Origin of the sequence: Methylobacterium sp. J-078, assembly GCF_022829285.1 — a bacterium.
Lineage (GTDB): Bacteria > Pseudomonadota > Alphaproteobacteria > Rhizobiales > Beijerinckiaceae > Methylobacterium.
The window spans coordinates 236,299-254,957 of record NZ_JAKSYI010000120.1; the positions used below are offsets into that span (position 1 = coordinate 236,299).

Here is an 18,659-nt window from a genome sequence, read left to right on the forward strand (position 1 = left end):
CACCGCAAACCAAGCCATCCGCTCTCGCTCCCTCGACGCCGCCCGGCCCTCGCCTCCGTCGCCGAGACGGTGTCGGGGCCGCAGCCGCCCTTCCCGAGAACAGACCGGGCCTGAACCGGTTCCGCCCCATTGATCCGGGCCACCGATCGGTGCAGTTGGCGCTCCATGCGCGTCGACCTCTTCGATTTCGAGTTGCCGGAAGCGAGCATCGCCCTGCGCCCGCCGGTGCCCCGCGATGCCGGCCGCCTCCTCGTGGTGCGCCCCGGCGAGGCCCTGGCCGACCGCAGCGTGCGCGACCTGCCGGGCCTGCTGCGGGCCGGCGACGCGCTGGTCTTCAACGACACCCGCGTGATCCCGGCGCGCCTGTCGGGCATCCGGCACCGGGCCGGCTCGCCGGGCCTGCGCATGGAGGCGATGCTTCACCTGCGCGAGGCGCCGGATGCGTGGCGGGCCTTCGCCCGGCCGGGTAAGCGCCTCGCCCTCGGCGATCGCGTCGCGTTCGCCCCCCACGCACCCGGGCCGCCCGGCGACCACGGGACGCTGGAGGCCGTCATCGATGCGAAGGGGGAGGGCGGCGAGATCGTGCTGCGCTTCGCCCTGGCCGGCCCCGCCCTCGATGCGGCCATCGCGCGGATCGGGGACCTGCCGCTGCCCCCTTACATCGCGGGCAAACGCCCGACCGATGCCCAGGACGCGACCGACTACCAGACGGTCTACGCGAGCGCGCCGGGCGCGGTGGCCGCGCCCACCGCCGGCCTGCACTTCTCGGAAGCCCTGCTGGCGGACCTCGACGCGGCGGGCATCACCCGCCACACCGTCACCCTGCACGTGGGGGCCGGCACCTTCCTGCCGGTGAAGGCAGCGGACACCGACGACCATCGCATGCATGCCGAGATCGGCATCCTCGACGCCGATACGGCCACGGCCCTGAACGCCGCGCGCGCGGCGGGCGGCCGCGTCGTCGCGGTGGGCACCACCGCCCTGCGCCTCCTGGAGAGTGCGGCCGACGCCGACGGGACGCTGCACCCGTTCTCGGGGCCCACCGAGATCTTCATCACGCCGGGCACGCGCATCCGCGCCGTCGACGCGCTGATGACCAATTTCCACCTGCCGCGCTCGACCCTGTTCATGCTGGTCTCGGCCTTCTCGGGCCTGGAGACGATGCGCGCCGCCTACGCCCACGCCATCGCGTCCGGCTACCGGTTCTATTCCTACGGGGATTCCAGTCTGCTGTTCCCCGCCGCGTCCTGAGGCGGGCGGGCGTGCCCGGCCCGTGAACCGGTGCTAAGAGGGCGCCCATGTCCGACACCGCCGCCCTCCCGAAAGACTTCACCTTCCGCCTCGACGCCACCGACGGGGCGGCGCGCACCGGCGCGATTAAGATGCCACGGGGCACCATCCGAACCCCGGCCTTCATGCCGGTGGGTACGGCCGCCACCGTGAAGGCGATGTATCCGGGGCAGGTGCGGGATCTCGGCGCCGACGTGGTGCTGGGCAACACCTACCACCTGATGCTGCGCCCCGGCCCCGAGCGCATGGCGCGGCTCGGCGGCCTGCACCACTTCATGAATTGGCCGCATCCGATCCTCACGGATTCCGGGGGCTTCCAGGTGATGTCGCTCTCCGCCCTGCGGAAACTCGACGAGCAGGGCGTCACCTTCCGCTCCCACGTGGACGGCTCGACCCACCACATGAGCCCGGAGCGCTCCATCGAGATCCAGGGGCTGCTCGGCTCGGATATCCAGATGCAGCTCGACGAATGCGTGCGCCTGCCGGCCGACCACGCCACCATCGAGCGCGCCATGCATCTGTCCCTGCGCTGGGCCGAGCGCTGCCGGGTGGCCTTCGGTGAGCAGCCCGGCAAGGCGATGTTCGGCATCGTCCAGGGCGGCGACGTGCCAGCCCTGCGGGTTGACAGCGCCCGGGCGCTGACCGACCTCGACCTCAAGGGCTACGCCATCGGCGGCCTCGCGGTGGGCGAGCCGCAGGCCGTGATGCTCGCCATGATCGAGACGGTGGAACCCTACCTGCCGGCTCAGAAGCCGCGCTACCTCATGGGGGTCGGCACGCCCGACGACCTCCTGTGCTCGGTGGCGCGCGGCATCGACATGTTCGACTGCGTGATGCCGACCCGCGCCGGCCGCCACGGCCTCGCCTACACCCGCCACGGCCGGATCAACCTGCGCAACGCCCGCCACGCCGAGGACACGCGCCCCCTCGACGAGGCCTCCGCCTGCCCGGCGGCCCGCGACTATTCCCGCGCCTACCTGCACCACCTCGTGCGCAGCGACGAGATCCTGGGCATGATGCTGCTGACCTGGAACAACCTGTCCTATTATCAGGACCTGATGGCAGGGATGCGCTGCGCCATCGCCGAACGGCGCCTCGCCGACTTCAGCGAGAAGACCCGCGCCGCCTGGGCCCGCGCGGAAGCCGAGCGCGCCGCCCCGTGAGGCGGGATCGCGGACAGGCGACCGCAATCCCGGTTGACCCCATACCGCCGAGCCCCTATTGCGGGCCACGCTGTCCGACACGGCCCGGCCCCACAGGCGCCGCGGCCCCGATCGTCGGATGCGAGCGCGTAGCTCAGTTGGTAGAGCAACGGACTTTTAATCTGTAGGTCTTGGGTTCGAGCCCCAACGCGCTCACCACTATTTCAGCCCGCTTTGTCGATGACATCGCGGGCTTTTTCGTGCGCAACGTCTTGCCGGACAGTGTTGCATGGGCTGCAACACGTATGTGCTTTCACAGGAGGTTATACCTTCGGCTCTGACAACGTCTTCGAGACCGAGGTTCCGAAGGCCGGCGCCCTTGCGAACGCCGCGAGGAAAGCGACAACGGACGCCATGCAGGGCGTAATCCACACGCTGACAGCCCGCCTGAGCACACTCAGCCCCGACAACGCCCAATGGACCGTGCCGTGATGAAGAACCGTCTCCTCGCACCCCTCGCGATGCTGCTGGCCCTCGTCGCGCCGGCTGTTGCCCTCGAGATCAAGTCCGACGCGCGGCCGGGGGCGCTCCCCCCGCTCACAGCGCCGGGCGAGACCGCCATCAACCGGGCGGACGGCCGGTTCTTTTATCGCGACGAGGCGGGCAACCGGGTCGGCGGCCTCCTGCCCGACCTCGATGCCAACGGTTACCTGAAGTTCCGCAACGGCATGGTCCTCGGCCGTAATGTGGGCGGCAAGCTCGTCCCACAGCCCGAGCGGATCGAGATCCAGGGCTCCGGATCGAACGGCGATGCCTCGCAGCTTAGTGTGAAGCCGGAAGCGGATGGTGGCCAAGCCTATGGCCTTGCTGAACGGATGCGCGACGAGGTGAACGTGATGGCGTTCATTCCGCCTTCGCGTCGAACCGCGATTAGGGATTACTCCGCGACAACGGATCTTACGCCCTACCTCCGCAAGGCCTTCGCGACGGGCAAGCGGGTCCGCTTTCCGGCGGGCCGTTACCCTGTTTGTGACAGCGTTCCGCTTGCCTCCGGGCAGGAGGTCGTCGGCGATGGCGTCGTGTCCACCTACCTGTGGGTGAGTTCCTGCTTCAACATGAGCGCAAGCGCGGTGGTGCCTGTCGCGACGGGGGATAGCTCGGGCTGGGACGGCCTCGGCATCCGCTTTGACCAGTCCGGCGCCACCAACCGGGCGACGCTGCGGCGCTACCCATGGGCCATGGACATCAGTTCGGCGACCCGGTTCAAGATCGGCCGCATTCGAATCGGGGCCGCCTGGAATGGGATCAGGTGCGTAGGCAACTGCGGGGGCTTCGATGGTGGCCACTTAGAGATCGGTGCCTTCCACACTGGCGCAATCTTCGACGGACCTCTGGATTTCGTCCACATGAACTCCGGGCACTCTTGGCCTTGGGATATTGCCGGCCGCGCTGAATTGATGGCCGCCTACACGGACGGCACGACTGTCGGCTTCGAGTTTGGGCGCGTTGATGGCCTCGATATCAAATCCCTCAACACGTTCAGTAACAAGATAGTAGGCAATGCCAATGGCAACGATGGAGCGGCTCGTCAGATAGCTCTCATGCAGCTCGACGGTGACAACAGCACATTCGAGACCGTGGCGGGGGACTGGCAGATCGGCCTGCTGTCCACGACCAAGTCCGGCGAAAAGCACGTCCCTGCCGTCGCGTCGTCTGCTGGCAACGTCAACGTTGCGTCCATCCGGTTTTGGGGGGCCAATAACGGCAGCTACCTCCGTGTGACCGGTGGCGTCTTCGCGATCAACGGTGGAACGCTGGAGCAGCGGGCCGACCGACCCGCAGCAGAGGTATCCGGCGGGCGGCTGGTGCTGACCAGCGCCTCCTTACAGCCTCTGGTGGGCTCGGAGGGCCCTGCACGGACTCAAGCATTCGTCAAGCAGACGGGCGCGGGCATCCTGGTCGCGACCGGCAATACCGCGACGCTCAAAGCCAACGGCGGTGGTGGACCCTTGTTCGAGATCGGGACGGACGCGCCGGGGAATATCGTGACCGAAAACGTCATGTCGAACTGGGGATTGTCCCTTCCGGCAATCGCGACATCGGGCACCTACGGCGACAACTCCGTGCCCGCAAATCCCTATGTGTCGGGGATTGCGGTCGGCCGGGAGTACGTCAAGCGATTCACCGGTACCTTCGACGCGTCCGGGAACGCCGTATTCCCCCACGGCCTGCCGGCATCTGGCTCGTCACAATCTGTCGATCGCATCGTCGGCGTCACGGCGTTCGGCACGGACCCGAATGGGTTTCGCAGAGCCTATCCGCAGACCAGAGATCTGGGCTGGGAGAACAGCAACATTGCCCTCGCGGGCGGCGGCGCCAGCTTCGCGGGCCTCCCCTTCGTAGCGACCGTTCGCTACCGCTGACCCGATCGCCGTGCCGCCCACTTGGCCTCGGCCGCCACGTTCGATATCGGCAACAGCCCGACGCGCAAGGTCAGGATTTCCGGTACGGCGGTGATCACAAGCTTCAGGACCGTCCCGCATGCAGAAGTCCCGGGCGTGACCAGCATCACCGCAGCGCCCGGGATCACCCACGCGGTCGACCGCGCCAAGATGTCGTCGAGCTACCGACCAGTGAGCCTCGCCAGCCTCATCATCAAGCGAGAACACGCCCGCGTCTAGGAGACGTCGCGCACGGCTCGGCACGTGTCGCCCTGCGCAACACCCGGGTGATCGTGTCGCCATCTCATGGGGTCGCGCCGGCCGTTCATGCTAACCGTGGATGCATGGGCTGCGCTCGTGCAGGGTCATTTCTCGAGAACAGGCATCGGCACGCACATCATGACATCCAAACCCGGTGAGGGCGTGCTGTCCGTGGAACTCGGCCTCGGAGGCACGATCACGGTCGGAGCGCACCGCATCGCGATTTCCGAGATCGTGTCGATTCTCGAAGCCATCGCGGAATCCGGGTCCGTCCAGGGCGTTGCCACGGAACTCGGCCTTTCCTACCGAGCGGCCTGGGAGCGGTTGCGGGCCCTCGAGACCTCGCTCGGCCATCAACTCGTGCAGAAGACGCGCGGACACGGCAGTACGCTGACACCGACGGGCGTGCTGTTGCGCGAGGCCCTCGCGACGGCTCAGGCCAGTCTCGCCGCTCCGATGGCGCGTGAAGCGCGCGCGATCCGAACCCGCCTGGATCCCATCCTGAGCCGTCAGCGGCGCCCCCTCACGTTGGTCGCAAGCCATGATCTGCTCATCATGGACGTCGCGGCGAACTGGCCGGACCTCGTTCTCACCGTCGCGGGCAGCGAGGAAGCCCTCGCTCGCCTCACCGACGCGCGCACCGATGCGGCGGGGTTTCACTGCGGTTCCCTCGACAATGGCGGTGCGGGCGCGGCCTTTCCGGAACGCGCCGATCCTCCGAGCTTTCGGGTCCGCCCTCTCTTCGAGCGCGAGCAGGGTCTGATGCTGGCGGCCGGCAACCCCCACGGCATTCGTGGCGTCACCGACCTCGCGGAACGGGGTATCCGCTACGTCAATCGACAGAGAGGGTCGGGAACCCGGGCGTGGTTCGACCGGCTGCTGGCACAGCACGGGATCGAGGCCGATCGCATCCCGGGCTACACCACGGAGGAGTTCACGCATCAGGCCGTGGCGGCCGTGATCGCCTACGGCGCAGCCGATGCCGGCCTGGGGGCCCGCGCGGCCGCGGACCGCTTCGGCCTCGACTTCCTCCCCGTCGGCTGGGAGCGGTACTACCTCGCCACGGCGCTCTCGCTCCCGGAGGCGGCCTTCGACGCCCTCGCCGCGGCCCTCGCCGAGCGCGCCAGGGTGACGCCCGGGTATCGGCCGGTGAATCCACGCTGAGCCGGACCTGCGGTCTCGGTCGTCTGCGACGTCAGCCGGCTTTCGCATGAGAGGGCGATGCGTCGGTCGACGCGTACCCATCGAGACGCAGCCTGACCGCGGCGATCCTGCGAATCATGATGTTCCGGGCGGCGGCGTCTCTGACGTGACGTCTGATGGATTTTGCCGGCTTGAACGAGATCAGGCGCCTGTCGCCGATCAGGATCGGGCGTTTCGTGTGGGGGTTCAAACCCGGATGCGACCTGCGTGAGAAGGGTGAGAAGACCCCGAATCCGCGAAGCTCGACGCGGTCTCCCGCCGTGAGCGCATCGCCGATCCTCTGGAGGATCGCGCCCACGACCGCGTCGATCTCCGCCTCGCTCAGGTGCGGATAGCGATCGGCAATGCGCGCGACGAGCCCGGATCGAACCATGTCAAATCCCGTTCGGTCGAAAGTCGGTGGTCACTGGGCGGAACACGACTGGAGCTCCTGCGCCGAAGGCGCGCCTTCGCTCATCGTTCGGGCGACCTGTCGACAGAGGCCGACGAGGGCGGCGACCATCGGCGTCGCGGGTTCCCGTTCCGGTACGACGATCCCGACCATGTGCCGGATGTCCGGCTCCACGATGGGAATGGCCCGCAGACCCGGGAGGGGCCCGAGGGCCTCGGCCAGCACGGCCGGCATGATGCTGGCCCAGCGCAGGGTCCGAACATGGCTCATCAGGACGATCATCGAGTTCGACTCGAGCGTCGGCGCCGGCTCGCTTCCGCTCGCCCTGATCTGCTGGTCGATGATGCGCCGGTTCTGCAGGTCGGGTGTCGGCAGGCAGAGCGGGGTCCGACCGACCTCCGCCCAGGTGATCTGGTCCATGCCGTCGTGCCGGCCGCCGACGGCCGTCAGCAGTTGGTATCGCTCCTCGAACAGCGGGATCGCCGTAACCCGGCCCAGCGGCTCGTTGTCGAGGTAGGTGAGGCCCGCATCGGCCTCGAGGTTCTCGATGCGGTCGAGGATATCGGCGGATGTCGCCGACAGGACGCTGATGCGCACGTCCGGATAGCGCAGGTGATAGGGCGCGGTGAGCACCGAGATCATCGGTAGGACGGTCGGAATCGCGGCGATCCGCAGGTGGCCCGCGGGCCCCCGTCGCAGGGTCGCGACATCCTCGCGCATCGCGCGCGTGTCGGCGACGATCCGACGGGCCCAGGCCAGGACGCGCTCGCCCTCCGGCGTGAAGCCCTGGAAGCGGGAACCGCGCTGGACGAGCCGCGTGCCGAGCTGGCCCTCGAGACTCTTCACGCTCGCCGACAGCGTCTGCTGCGTCACGTGGCATGCCTCGGCCGCGCGCCCGAAGTGCCGCTCGCGCGACAGGGCGAGGAGAAGATCCAGCTTGTCGATCAAAGATCCGAACCAGACGCGCGGCGCCCCTGCGCGCCGCCGCAATGGATGTACAGATCCATTTTCAGGTCATCAATAAGAAGCCTTATTCCAGTTTGTTACGTTTTCGAACGTGCATTAATCCGGACGGCGTGGTCTGAATGATGATCGCGCGGGAGAAGCCAGAATGAACGTTCGCGTCGATGTCACCTCTTCCGGGGATGTGGGTCTGCCCCCATGGCTCTCGCGTGAGCGGATCGTCGCGCGGGCCGGCTTCAACCGCTGGCTCGTGCCGCCGGCGGCCCTGGCGATCCACCTCTGCATCGGGATGTCCTACGGATTGTCCGTCTTCTGGCTGCCCCTGTCCCGGGCCCTGAGCGTGGTCAGCCGGCCGCCGCGGCCTGTCCCGAAATGAGCGTCGCGACGGCCCTGTTCACGACGACCTGCGACTGGCGCGTCAGCGACCTCGTCATCGTCTTCTCCATCGGCATCGTCATGCTCGGCCTGTCGGCGGCGGTGTTCGGCGGCTGGCTGGAGCGGGCCGGCCCGCGCAAGGCAGGGCTCGCGGCGGCCCTCTGCTGGGGCGGCGGCTTCCTCGTCGGTGCCCTGGGCGTCTACCTGCACCAGCTCTGGCTCATCTGGCTCGGCATGGGGCTGATCGGCGGTATCGGCCTCGGGCTCGGCTACATCTCGCCGGTCTCGACCCTGGTGAAGTGGTTTCCCGACCGGCGCGGCATGGCCACCGGCATGGCCATCATGGGCTTCGGCGGTGGCGCCATGATCGGCTCACCCCTCGCGACCCTGCTCATCAACACGTTCAGGACGCCGTCCTCGGCCGGCGTCTGGGAGACGCTGGCGGTGATGGGGGGCCTCTACATCCTGGCGATGCTCTGCGGCGCCTTCGGCTACCGGGTGCCGCCCGCCGGCTGGCAGCCCCCGGGCTGGACCGCCCCGGTCTCGAAAAGCGCCATGATCACATCCGGCCACGTCCACCTCGACAAGGCCCACCGGACCCCGCAATTCTGGCTCCTCTGGGCGGTGCTCTGCCTGAACGTCTCGGCGGGCATCGGCGTCCTCGCGCTCGCCTCGCCGATGCTGCAGGAGATCTTCGGCGGCGCGCTGATCGGGCAACCGGGCCTCGGTTTCGCGCAGCTCGATGCCGGCCAGAAGACGCAGATCGCCGCCGTCGCTGCCGGATTCGTCGGCCTGCTCTCGCTGTTCAACATCCTGGGCCGCTTCTTCTGGGCCTCCATGTCGGACAGGATCGGGCGCAAGCTCACCTACGCCACCTTCTTCGCCCTCGGCTGCGTTCTCTACGCGGCGGCGCCCTGGGCGGCCGGGATCGGATCGAAGGCTCTCTTCGTGATCGTCTTCTGCGTGATCCTGTCGATGTATGGCGGCGGATTCGCCACGATCCCGGCCTACCTCGCCGACGTCTTCGGCACCCAGTTCGTCGGAGCGATCCACGGCCGACTGCTCACCGCCTGGTCGACGGCGGGCGTGGTCGGCCCCTTCGTGGTCACGGCGATCCGTCAGGCGCAGGTGGATGCCGGCATCCAGGGCGCCGAACTCTACACACGGACGATGTACATCCTGGCGGCCTTCCTGGCGGCCGGCTTCGTGGCCAATCTCCTGGTGCGTCCCCTGGCCAAGCGCTGGTTCATGAGCGACGCCGAACTCGCGAGCGTCGCGAAGGGCGGTGTCGCCGCGGGTCCGGGACGGGGCGGAGATTTCGGGATCGGCCGCGGCGGCCTGAGCACGGGCGCATTGCTCGCCTGGCTCGCCGTGGGGATCCCCATCGCCTGGGGCATCTGGACCACGCTGACCAAGGCGCTGATCCTCTTCGGCTGACGCGCCAAACGCCCGATCCGGTGCTTCGGGGCAGGTCAGACCTGTTCGCCGACCACCTTCGCGTGTTCGCCCGGCGCAAGTGATCGCGAAAGGGCCGGCGCACCCATTACCGGAAACCGGAGGTTTTCGCACGACAGCAAAAGTGCGTGCACCGCAAACAGAGGGACGCTACCGTATCCGTGACGATTCGACGTCACGATGTGCCGGGACCAAGGGCTGCGGGACGTCACAGGCGAAGGTCATACCGTTCATGGCACTCAACTTCGTTCGGAAAATTGGCGGGTTGTCACGCCGCAAGCCCGTCCTGCGGTTCTTCGACGAGGGATACTACCTGAGGGAGTACCCGCACGTTGCCGACCACGAACTCAGCCCGGTGGAACATTATCTCCTGATCGGCTGGAAGGACCGGAACGATCCGGGTCCGGACTTCAGCACGCGGGGCTACCTGGATGCCAATCCGGATGTCGCGGCGATCCGGGTCAACCCGCTCCTGCATTTCCTCCAGAACGGGATGGTCGAAGGCCGTAAGGGTTGGGAGAAGTCGGCCGCGCAGACCTGAGATCCACTGCGATCCCGAGAACAGCCGGAGTTCGGTGCTCTCGGCTGTTCGGATCGGCTCTCGCACGACGAACGCGATGATCACCGCTCCGAAATCGTTCCGGCGGATTGCGCCTTCACTGTCGGCGTCGTTCGATACGGCTCGGTATGCGGGCGCGCGCGCCATCGACCTACGGCGTCTCGAACGATCCCATTGTCCCCGCGCGTCACTGTTCGGTGATGGGGAGCGGAACGCGGCGCGCCGCGGGCAAGGCCCCGCGCCTGTCGAACCGACTCCGCGGGAGCGAAATCTCCGAATAATTCGTATTTGAGTTGCTAAATTCGCACGCTTGAAACAATTTCGGAGCGAATGTGCAGATCGATATGTCTCGTTCGTCCCTGATCCGGAGATGGAAGCATGACCGCGCGAGCCTGGAACCACATCGAGCCCGACCCGCAGAATCTGTTCGGTTTCATCGCGATCGACGAACACACCCACAAGGGGTGCGTCATCCAGGAGGCGACGGATCTCGGAGCGCGTCTCGTGATGATCGATGCCGATGCGGTTCCCGGCGACTTCATCCTGTACTCGTTCTCCTTCGAGAAGGCGCTGCCGTGCAAGGCCGTTTCGCGCAACGACGAGGTGATCACGGCCTGGTTCAACTGCGACGTCACCGATTCGGGATGCGAGCCGCCCGCCGGAGCACGGAATGGCTGAGGATGCGGCGGAGGGCGCCTCCTCCCTCGCCGCCGGGACCTGGTCGGAGCGCTGCCACGCCGAGATCTCGGCAGCCTCCCGAACCGGCGCCGGATTCGCGGAAAAACGCTCCAGCCCGCGCTACCCGGCCTCGAGTGCGGCGCTGATCCGGACGGAGTTCGGGAGTCCGGTCAGTTGCACCCTGGTGGACCGTTCCGAGGGGGGCGCCCGCCTGAAGGTCCTCAGCGTGCTCGGCATTCCAGAGACGTTCGTCCTGTGCGTGGGAGCCGAGCAGTTGCGGGCCCGCGTCGCCTGGCGGAGCCCGAGCGAGATCGGCGTGGCCTTCGTGGTCGAGTAGGAGGGGAACCGCACGCGCTCGAGGGCTCGCGGCTGGCCGCGATCATCTACGTCAACGAACCGTTACGATCTTCCCGGCTATGACCCGCCAGTGAAAGGTATGGCCATGCCGAAGCTTCATCACGCAGCGAGCGTGCTCGACGGCGCGGATCGCGGTCTCGGCAAGCAAATTCGCCGGGATCAGCTGGAAGCCGTTCGATCCAGCGTCCTGAACGCAATCCCCATCAATATGCTTCTCGGCCTCACGGCGACCCTGGTCGCTGTCCATACCGGTATGGGCATGCTCGGGGCGACCTGGTTCGCGGCCTCGACGAGCGTCAACTTCCTTCGCATCGCCCTTTGCCGCGCCCCCTGCCTCGGGCTGTCCCTGTCCGAGGGGATGCCACCGGAGATGGCGCAGGCGGCGGAACGGTCGATCGACGAGCACCTGCGTCTCGCCTGCATCATCGCCTTCCTGTCCGGCTTGGTCTGGGCCTGCCTGCCCGTCCTCTGCGACGGCTATCGCTCGACCCATGCGATGTTCTACCTGACGGTGACCTGTGGCATCACCGCGGGGGCGGTGACGCATGGGATCGCCTACGCCCGTATCCCAACCTGCTTCATCGTGCCCCCGCTGTTGTCCGTGGCGGGCTGCCTCGTCGCTCAGGGCGAGTTCGAGAGCCTGTGCCTGGCTGCGACGGTCCTGCTTTACCTATTCGCCCTCGTTCGAAGTGCGGCGAAGACGGAGCGCAGTTTTCGCGAATCGAGCGGACTGAAGCACGAGGCCCGCGCCCTGGCCCTGGCGAGCGAGCGGGCCCATGCCGGCGCCCAGGAACTGGCCGACCAGATGAGCCACCGGGCCATGCACGATGGTCTCACGGGATTGCTCAACCGAGCCGGCTTCGAACGGAAGGCGGAGGCGATCGTCGGCGGCGACACCGAATGCTGCCTGCTGCTCCTGGACCTCGATGGATTCAAGTCGGTCAACGACCTCTACGGACACAAGCGCGGCGACGGGGTCTTGATCGAGGTGGCGCGGCGCATCGAGGATGTGCTGCCCCCAAACTGCCTGACGGCGCGTTTCGGCGGGGACGAATTCGCGATTCTCTATCCCCTGACGGGCGGAGCGGTCGCGCCCGCGGATCTGGCCCATCGCCTGATCCAGGCCGTGGCGGATCGCTTCGAGACGTTCGATGCCGGACGGCTCGGCCTGAGCATCGGCGTCTGCTCCCTGACGAGCACCACCCTGACCCAGATGCTGAGCTGCGCCGACGAGGCCCTCTACGTCGCCAAGGCGTCCGGTCGCAACCGCTACCACACCTTCGACGAGGCGCTGCGCGCGCGCGCCACGATCCGCCGCGACAGCAAGCGCGACCTGCCCCAGGCTCTCACGGACGGGAACCTGGAGGTGTGGTTCCAGCCGATCTACCGGCGGAGCGACCAGCGGGTCGCGTGCTTCGAGGCACTCCTGCGCTGGCGCCACCCCGCCCACGGCTGGATCGCGCCGCCCGAGATCCTGACGGCCGCTGCGCTGTCGGGCCTGACGGAATCCCTGTTGCGCTTCATCCTCGAACGGGCCTGCGACCTGATGGTCGCCCTGGCCCGGGAGGGCCGGGACGACGTGAGCGTGGCGCTGAACGTGTCGCCGCGCGAAATGGCGCAGATCCCGGTCGACGAGATCGTCCTCCAGCGCCTCCAGGCTCTCGGCCTTCCACCGCCTCGGCTCGAGATCGAGATCACCGAGGAGACGGCCCTCGACATCAAGGCCGTCCAGAGCAAGCTCGCCGCACTCACGGAAGCGGGCATCCGCATCGCCCTCGACGATTTCGGGACCGGCTACTCCTCGCTCGCGTCCCTGCGCCGCCTGGGGACACGGCGCGTCAAGATCGACCGCAGCCTGGTGACGGGCCTGAGCGAATCCGAGGATCAGCGCGGCATGATCCAGGCCGTCCTCAGCCTGGGCCGCGCCCTCGACCTCGAGGTGGTCGCAGAGGGCATCGAGAGCGAGGCCGACCTGCGGACCCTCACGGAGATGGGATGCCCGTTCCTGCAGGGCTATCACCTCGGCCGGCCGATGCCGGCGGCGGCGGCGCTGAATCTCCAGCCCAGGCTCGTTCTCGACGCGGCCTGATGCGAAGACGGTGGTGGGGCCAACCGACGCAAAGGCTCGTTACGTCGCTCCATGCCGAACGAGCCACCGCATTCGATCGAAACCATGCCTCCGATCGTGCTCCGCATTCTTGGCATACCAGAACTGCAAAGCTGTGGCTGGCGTCGCCCGGACGCTGGCGTAGAACCGAACTACGCTTTCCTCCCAAAGCGATCCTTGTCCCGCCCGGCTTCGGCCGCGGCGGGTTTTTGTTTCGATCCGGCCGACCTGTCGCTCGGGAGGGGTATCGGGGCTTTCAATCCTGGCATACCACGTGAAAGAATACGTTCGTTCCTTCCCAGGAACAGTGACGCACACCTTCACCCGCCCGGCTTCGGCCGAGGCGGGTTTTTCGTAGCTGCTGTCGGTCCAGCGTTCGGCCGAACGCCGCCGGCCTTTCGGGCCGATGGGATCGCGCTCAGGCCGGGAGCATCGCTCGCCGGCTCAAAGGGTTCGTTACAGGCGTGCCGTCTCGCGGCGGTTGAAACCCAGGGCGCACAGGGTCGCGACGGCGCCGGACAGCAGGTATACGCCGACCCAGGACAAGCCGAACCGGCTCGACACGCTGAGCGCCACCAGTGGCGCGAAGCCAGCACCGATGAGCCAGGCCAGATCCGAGGTCAGCGCCGCACCGGTGTAGCGGTAGCGCGAACCGAGATTGGCGGTAACGGCGCCGGAGGTCTGCCCGTATGAGAGTCCCAGAAGGGCGAAACCGCCCAGGACGTAGATCGTCTGTCCGAGTTCGCTGTCGCCGAACACGATCGGGGCGATGATGCTGGCCACCGCGAACAGCAGGATCAGGGCCGCCGCGACGCCGACCTGGGTGCGCCGGCCGATTCGGTCGGCCATCAGGCCGGAGACCACGATGGTGCCCGCCGCCAGGAACGCGCCCGCGCATTGCACCAGCAGGAACTCACCCGCGCTGCGCTTCGTGAACAGGTGAATCCAGCTGATCGGGAAGACGGTGACGAGGTGGAACAGAGCGAAGCTCGCCAGGGGCACCACCGCGCCGATCAGCACGAAGCGGCCATGCGAGCGCAGCACTTCGAGGACCGGGGTCGGCTCGAGTTCCTGCATCTCCAGCATGCGGGAGAACTCCTCGGTGGCCACGAGGCGCAGGCGGGCGAACAGGGCGACCACGTTGATCGCGAAGGCCACGAAGAACGGGTAGCGCCAGCCCCAGTCGAGGAAGTCCTCGGTGGAGAGGTTGGCGAGGAAGAACGCGAACAGGGCGCTGGCGAGGATGAAGCCGACGGGGGCGCCGAGCTGCGGGATCATCGCGTACCAGCCACGCTGCTTCTCGGGCGCGTTGAGGGCCAGGAGCGATGCGAGGCCGTCCCAGGCGCCGCCGAGCGCGACACCCTGACCGATGCGGAAGGCCGCGAGCAGCCAGATCGCGGCGGCGCCGAGGTGGTTGTAGTTCGGCAGGAAGCTGATCGCCATGGTCGAGCCACCGAGCAGGAACAGCGCGATCGTCAGCTTGACGCCGCGTCCGTGCCGCCGGTCGATCTCCATGAACAGGACGGAGCCGATCGGCCGGGCGACGAAGGCCAGCGCGAAGATCGCGAAGGCGTAGAGCGTTCCGGTCAGGGAATCGGCGAACGGGAAGAACACGCCGGGGAAGATCAGGACCGAGGCGATCCCGTAGACGAAGAAGTCGAAGTACTCGGCCGCCCGCCCGATCACCACGCCGATCGCGATCTCGCCCGGGGCGACGCGGTGGTCGCTGGAGACCTCGTGGGCGTCGCGCTCCAGCGACGACGAGGAAGGCACTGCGTATTCTGCGCTCATCGAAGGAACCGTGCTCGCTGCATCCGTTCGGGGCCGAATCAGGCGCGGCAACCTCCGCGCAATGCCCCATTAGATCGTGAGGAACGCCTATGGCGCGCGATTCGTCTGCGGCAAAGCGCAGCGCGACCGGGTCCCAGACGAACCACCTAACAGAATGCGGCGGCCCTAGCCTATAGCGAAATGGGACCCTTCCCGAAATGCAATCCCGACGCGCTATGATCACAGCGCTGTTCAGACGCGACGCATTTCGCTTGTCATTTTGATGCGATGCAGCGCAGTGAGACGCGGCGTCTCCCACCCGGGACCGATGGGACCGGGAGGGGAGGCGACCCCACCGAGATCGCGCCAGACGAGTCCATGCCCGTCAAATTCCTTCGTAACCTCGTGCTCCTTCCGCTGTTCGGCCTGCTCTCGGGCTGCAACATGGTCCTGATGCAGCCCTCCGGCGACATCGCCGCCCGGCAGCGCGACCTGATCCTGGCCTCCACGGGCCTGATGCTCCTCATCATCATCCCGGTCATCGCCTTCACGCTCCTGTTCGCCTGGCGCTACCGCGCCGCCAACAAGGAGGCCGAATACGACCCGGACTGGCACCACTCGACGCAGCTCGAAGTGCTGATCTGGTCGGCCCCGCTGGTGATCGTCATCGCGCTCGGCGCGCTGACCTGGATCAGCACCCACACCCTAGATCCCTACCGCCCCCTGAGTCGCCTCGACGCCGAGCGTCCCTTGGCCGCGGGCGTGAAGCCCCTGACGGTCGAGGTCGTCGCACTCGATTGGAAATGGCTGTTCTTCTACCCAGATCAGGGCATCGCCACGGTCAACGAATTGGCGGCGCCGGTCGACGTTCCGATCTCGTTCAAGATCACCTCCGCCACCGTCATGAACTCGTTCTTCATCCCCGCGCTGGCCGGGCAGATCTACGCCATGGCCGGCATGGAGACGAAGCTGCACGCCGTGATCAACAAAGCCGGTATCTACGAGGGCCTCTCGGCCAATTACAGCGGCTCCGGCTTCTCGCGGATGAACTTCAAATTCCACGGCCTCGACCAGGCCGGCTTCGACAGTTGGGTCGCCAAGGTGAAGGCCGAGGGTAAGCCCCTCAGCCGGCAATCGTACATCGAGCTCGAGAAGCCGAGCGAGCGCGAGCCGGTGCGGTACTTCTCCTCGGTGGAGGACGGCCTCTACGGCGCCGTTCTCAACATGTGCGTCATCCCCGGCAAGATGTGCATGAACGAGATGATGCACATCGACGCCATGGGCGGCGCCGGCAAGGAGAGCCACGGCAACCGCCAGCGCCTCGAATACGACAACCGCTACGCCGAGGAAGGCGTGGAGGCGCCGGCCGCCACGGTCGGCGGCTCGGGCCGCGAATCGCGCAGCCCCGAGCAGCCCGAGGGCATGAAGCCGAAAGCCAATACCCCCGCAGTGAAGCCGGGCTCGGCCCCGGAGCATTCGGGCCACGACCATGGCGGTCACCAGGGCCATGGTGGTCCGGCCGGCGACGGCAAGGACTCCAAGGGCTCCGATTCGATCGCGCCCGGCCAGCTGAACAGATAACGCGGACGCTCACGCCGCCCGCGTCACAGACTCCTCTCACGAGCAAACTCCTCTCAAGAGCAGGCCCCATGTTCTCCAATCCGGATCTCCAGAAGCTCCTGTTCGGGCGCCTGACGCTCGATGCCGTGCCGCTTCATGAGCCGATCCTCCTCGTCACCTTCGCGATGGTCGGTCTCGGCGGCGTCGCGGTGCTCGGCGCGCTCACCTATTTCCGCCTCTGGGGCACCCTCTGGCGTGACTGGTTCACCTCCGTCGATCACAAGAAGATCGGCATCATGTACATCGTTCTGGCGCTGGTCATGCTGCTGCGGGGCTTTGCCGACGCGCTGATGATGCGCGCCCAGCAGGCCATGGCCTTCGGCGACGTCGAGGGCTACCTGCCGCCGCACCACTACGATCAGATCTTCACGGCGCATGGCGTGATCATGATCTTCTTCGTGGCGATGCCGCTGGTCACGGGCCTGATGAACTTCGTCGTGCCGCTCCAGATCGGGGCCCGCGACGTGGCCTTCCCGTTCCTCAACAACTTCAGCTTCTGGATGACGGTTTCGGGCGCCGTGACGGTGATGGCCTCGCTGTTCGTGGGCGAGTTCGCCCGCACCGGCTGGCTCGCCTATCCGCCGCTTTCGGGACCCGCCATGAGCCCAGGCGTCGGCGTCGACTACTACATCTGGGCCCTGCAGATCGCCGGCATCGGGACCCTGCTCTCGGGCATCAATCTCATCGCCACCATCGTGAAGATGCGGGCCCCGGGCATGACCATGATGAAGATGCCGGTCTTCACCTGGACCGCGCTCTGCACCAACATCCTCATCGTCGCCGCCTTCCCCATCCTCACGGCCGTTCTCGCGCTGCTGTCCCTCGACCGCTACGTCGGCACGCACTTCTTCTCGAACGACCTCGGCGGCAACCCGATGATGTACGTGAACCTCATCTGGATCTGGGGTCACCCGGAGGTCTACATCCTGATCCTGCCGGCCTTCGGCGTGTTCTCCGAGATCGTCTCGACCTTCTCCAGCAAGCGCCTCTTCGGCTACGCCTCAATGGTCTACGCCACCGTCGTGATCACGATCCTGTCCTACCTCGTCTGGCTGCACCACTTCTTCACGATGGGCTCGGGCGCATCCGTGAACTCGTTCTTCGGCATCACGACGATGATCATCTCGATCCCCACGGGCGCCAAGATCTTCAACTGGCTGTTCACCATGTACAAGGGCCGCATCCGCTTCGAGGTGCCGATGCTCTGGACGGTCGGCTTCATGGTGACCTTCACCATCGGCGGCATGACCGGCGTGCTCCTCGCCGTGCCCCCGGCCGATTTCGTGCTGCACAACTCGCTCTTCCTGATCGCCCACTTCCACAACGTGATCATCGGCGGCGTGCTGTTCGGCATGCTCGCCGGCATCACCTACTGGTTCCCCAAGGCCTTCGGCTTCAAGCTCGACGAGTTCTGGGGCAAGGTCTCGTTCTGGTTCTGGCTCTTCGGCTTCTGGTTCGCCTTCGCACCGCTCTACGTGCTCGGCCTGATGGGCGTGACCCGCCGCGTCCAGCACTTCGACGACCCGTCGCTCCAGATCTGGTTCGTGATCGCGGCCTTCGGCGCCCTGCTGATCCTGTGCGGCATCGCCTCGTTCGCGATGACCCTCGTGATCAGCTTCATCCGGCGCGACCAGCTGCGCGACACCACTGGCGACCCCTGGGGCGGCCGGACGCTGGAATGGGCGACCTCGTCGCCCCCGCCGGACTACAACTTCGCCTTCACGCCCGTGATCCACGACCACGACGCGTGGTGGGACATGAAGAAGCGCGGCTACAGCCGTCCGCTGACCGGGTTCAAGGCGATCCACATGCCGAAGAACACCGCCACGGGCCTGATCCTCGGGATCCTGAGCATCATCTTCTCGTTCGCGATGATCTGGTACATCTGGTGGCTCGCCGCCTTCAGCTTCCTCGCGATTGCGGTGGTCTCCATCGGCCACACCTTCAACTACAACCGCGACTTCTACATCCCGGCCGACGAGGTCATCCGGACGGAAGGCCAGCGGACAGCCCTGATGGCGGAGCGCGTCTGAGACCATGGCATCCC

14 protein-coding genes, 1 tRNA gene and 1 pseudogene are annotated in these 18,659 nt (G+C 67.0%); 13 read left to right on the plus strand and 3 right to left on the minus strand.

Annotated features, from left to right (window positions below):
- The first annotated feature begins 165 nt into the window (after positions 1 to 165).
- The 6 genes from queA to MKK58_RS21745 all read left to right on the plus strand — a co-directional run bounded on the left by queA (position 166) and on the right by MKK58_RS21745 (position 6,298).
- A complete protein-coding gene (queA, locus tag MKK58_RS21725) occupies positions 166 to 1,251 on the plus strand; it encodes a tRNA preQ1(34) S-adenosylmethionine ribosyltransferase-isomerase QueA (RefSeq protein ID WP_243914698.1) in 1,086 nt (361 codons plus the stop codon).
- A 47-nt stretch (positions 1,252 to 1,298) separates the two neighbouring features.
- Entirely contained in the window at positions 1,299 to 2,453 is a 1,155-nt protein-coding gene (gene tgt, locus MKK58_RS21730) for a tRNA guanosine(34) transglycosylase Tgt (protein WP_243914712.1), read from the plus strand.
- A gap of 122 nt (positions 2,454 to 2,575) precedes the next feature.
- Positions 2,576 to 2,651 (plus strand) — tRNA-Lys (locus MKK58_RS21735).
- A gap of 272 nt (positions 2,652 to 2,923) precedes the next feature.
- Entirely contained in the window at positions 2,924 to 4,855 is a 1,932-nt protein-coding gene (locus MKK58_RS21740; protein WP_243914714.1) for a hypothetical protein, read from the plus strand.
- 135 nt (positions 4,856 to 4,990) lie between these two features.
- The gene (locus tag MKK58_RS26900) at positions 4,991 to 5,113 is read left to right on the plus strand and encodes a hypothetical protein (RefSeq protein WP_279578492.1); all 123 of its coding nucleotides are present in this window, start codon (positions 4,991 to 4,993) and stop codon (positions 5,111 to 5,113) included.
- A 159-nt stretch (positions 5,114 to 5,272) separates the two neighbouring features.
- Entirely contained in the window at positions 5,273 to 6,298 is a 1,026-nt protein-coding gene (locus MKK58_RS21745; RefSeq protein ID WP_243914715.1) for a helix-turn-helix transcriptional regulator, read from the plus strand.
- 31 nt (positions 6,299 to 6,329) lie between these two features.
- Here the strand turns inward: MKK58_RS21745 and MKK58_RS21750 are convergent, their stop codons facing one another.
- On the minus strand, positions 6,330 to 6,710 hold the full coding sequence (locus MKK58_RS21750) for an HU family DNA-binding protein (RefSeq protein ID WP_243914716.1): 381 nt from the start codon (positions 6,708 to 6,710) through the stop codon (positions 6,330 to 6,332).
- Positions 6,711 to 6,740: 30 nt separating this feature from the next.
- Positions 6,741 to 7,676 (minus strand): LysR family transcriptional regulator, encoded by a 936-nt coding sequence (locus MKK58_RS21755; RefSeq protein ID WP_243914717.1) that lies wholly within the window; start codon positions 7,674 to 7,676, stop codon positions 6,741 to 6,743.
- Positions 7,677 to 7,839: 163 nt separating this feature from the next.
- On the opposite strand from MKK58_RS21755, the pseudogene MKK58_RS21760 reads away from it, so the two are divergent.
- From MKK58_RS21760 to MKK58_RS21780, 5 genes and pseudogenes are all read left to right on the plus strand, one after another.
- A pseudogene (locus tag MKK58_RS21760) lies at positions 7,840 to 9,503 on the plus strand (OFA family MFS transporter).
- 250 nt (positions 9,504 to 9,753) lie between these two features.
- Entirely contained in the window at positions 9,754 to 10,062 is a 309-nt protein-coding gene (locus MKK58_RS21765) for a hypothetical protein (protein WP_243914718.1), read from the plus strand.
- Positions 10,063 to 10,458: 396 nt separating this feature from the next.
- A complete protein-coding gene (locus tag MKK58_RS21770; protein ID WP_243914719.1) occupies positions 10,459 to 10,758 on the plus strand; it encodes a hypothetical protein in 300 nt (99 codons plus the stop codon).
- Positions 10,751 to 11,095 carry a PilZ domain-containing protein gene (locus MKK58_RS21775; protein WP_243914720.1) on the plus strand — a complete coding sequence of 115 codons (345 nt, stop codon included), beginning with the start codon at positions 10,751 to 10,753 and terminating at the stop codon, positions 11,093 to 11,095. The genes MKK58_RS21770 and MKK58_RS21775 overlap by 8 nt, the downstream gene beginning before the upstream one ends.
- Positions 11,096 to 11,200: 105 nt before the next feature.
- Positions 11,201 to 13,204: a putative bifunctional diguanylate cyclase/phosphodiesterase gene (locus MKK58_RS21780; protein WP_243914722.1), complete on the plus strand. Its 2,004-nt coding sequence runs from the start codon at positions 11,201 to 11,203 to the stop codon at positions 13,202 to 13,204.
- A 474-nt stretch (positions 13,205 to 13,678) separates the two neighbouring features.
- Here MKK58_RS21780 and MKK58_RS21785 read toward each other — a convergent pair whose 3' ends face one another.
- Positions 13,679 to 15,013 carry an MFS transporter gene (locus MKK58_RS21785; RefSeq protein ID WP_243914723.1) on the minus strand — a complete coding sequence of 445 codons (1,335 nt, stop codon included), beginning with the start codon at positions 15,011 to 15,013 and terminating at the stop codon, positions 13,679 to 13,681.
- 357 nt (positions 15,014 to 15,370) lie between these two features.
- Here MKK58_RS21785 and cyoA point away from each other — a divergent pair, with 357 nt between their 5' ends.
- Both cyoA and cyoB read left to right on the plus strand, forming a co-directional pair.
- The gene (cyoA, locus tag MKK58_RS21790; protein WP_243914728.1) at positions 15,371 to 16,573 is read left to right on the plus strand and encodes a ubiquinol oxidase subunit II; all 1,203 of its coding nucleotides are present in this window, start codon (positions 15,371 to 15,373) and stop codon (positions 16,571 to 16,573) included.
- Positions 16,574 to 16,641: 68 nt separating this feature from the next.
- The gene (cyoB, locus tag MKK58_RS21795) at positions 16,642 to 18,645 is read left to right on the plus strand and encodes a cytochrome o ubiquinol oxidase subunit I (RefSeq protein WP_243914729.1); all 2,004 of its coding nucleotides are present in this window, start codon (positions 16,642 to 16,644) and stop codon (positions 18,643 to 18,645) included.
- Positions 18,646 to 18,659: the final 14 nt, after the last annotated feature.

Coding starts and splice junctions, on each gene's coding strand:
- tgt (WP_243914712.1), top strand. CDS start 1,299: ATGTCCGACACCGCCGCCCTCCCGAAAGACTTCACCTTCCGCCTCGAC.
- MKK58_RS21750 (WP_243914716.1), bottom strand. CDS start 6,710: ATGGTTCGATCCGGGCTCGTCGCGCGCATTGCCGATCGCTATCCGCAC.
- cyoA (WP_243914728.1), top strand. CDS start 15,371: ATGCCCGTCAAATTCCTTCGTAACCTCGTGCTCCTTCCGCTGTTCGGC.
- MKK58_RS21785 (WP_243914723.1), bottom strand. CDS start 15,013: ATGAGCGCAGAATACGCAGTGCCTTCCTCGTCGTCGCTGGAGCGCGAC.
- MKK58_RS21745 (WP_243914715.1), top strand. CDS start 5,273: ATGACATCCAAACCCGGTGAGGGCGTGCTGTCCGTGGAACTCGGCCTC.
- MKK58_RS21780 (WP_243914722.1), top strand. CDS start 11,201: ATGCCGAAGCTTCATCACGCAGCGAGCGTGCTCGACGGCGCGGATCGC.
- MKK58_RS21765 (WP_243914718.1), top strand. CDS start 9,754: ATGGCACTCAACTTCGTTCGGAAAATTGGCGGGTTGTCACGCCGCAAG.
- queA (WP_243914698.1), top strand. CDS start 166: ATGCGCGTCGACCTCTTCGATTTCGAGTTGCCGGAAGCGAGCATCGCC.
- MKK58_RS21740 (WP_243914714.1), top strand. CDS start 2,924: ATGAAGAACCGTCTCCTCGCACCCCTCGCGATGCTGCTGGCCCTCGTC.
- MKK58_RS21775 (WP_243914720.1), top strand. CDS start 10,751: ATGGCTGAGGATGCGGCGGAGGGCGCCTCCTCCCTCGCCGCCGGGACC.
- cyoB (WP_243914729.1), top strand. CDS start 16,642: ATGTTCTCCAATCCGGATCTCCAGAAGCTCCTGTTCGGGCGCCTGACG.
- MKK58_RS21770 (WP_243914719.1), top strand. CDS start 10,459: ATGACCGCGCGAGCCTGGAACCACATCGAGCCCGACCCGCAGAATCTG.